This window comes from Geodermatophilus arenarius (assembly GCF_042654585.1).
Lineage (GTDB): Bacteria > Actinomycetota > Actinomycetes > Mycobacteriales > Geodermatophilaceae > Geodermatophilus > Geodermatophilus arenarius.
Genome location: NZ_JBHSGR010000056.1, coordinates 1 through 529, shown reverse-complemented (window position 1 = coordinate 529; position 529 = coordinate 1). Strand labels below are relative to the sequence as shown.

The 529-nt window shown below is 30.6% G+C and carries 1 protein-coding gene; it reads left to right on the top strand.

The features are described 5' to 3' along the window. The coding region (locus tag ACFO3M_RS22715) for a nucleoside recognition domain-containing protein (RefSeq protein WP_387994509.1) at nt 1-529 on the top strand (529 nt) is incomplete at both ends.

The window sequence follows — 529 nt, the reverse complement described above, 5'->3', positions numbered from 1 at the left end:
CCCCTATCTACACAACTTATTATCAGGTACCAAACCATTTTTATCTTCTCTAATTATTGATGGTATCGTGTCTGGTGTTGGTTCAATACTAGTTTTTGTTCCAATTATAATGACTTTATTTTTCGGTATATCTATTTTAGAAGATAGTGGATATATGTCTAGGGCCGCCTTAATTATGGATAAGTTAATGAGAAAAATGGGATTATCAGGAAAGGCTTTTATTCCTCTTATAGTAGGATTTGGATGTTCTGTTCCTGGTATCATGTCAGCTAGAACTTTAGAAAGTGAAAAAGATAGAAAACTTACTGCATTATTAGTACCCTTAATGTCTTGTAATGCAAGACTTCCTGTATATGCACTATTTACTTCTGTATTTTTCCCTAAATATCCTACTTTAATAGTGTTTATTCTATATCTTTTAGGAATTGCACTTGCATTTTTAATAGGAATTCTCTTTAAAAACACATTATTTAAAAAAGATGAGGAACCCTTTATTATAGAAATGCCAGATTATAAATTACCTGAAGGA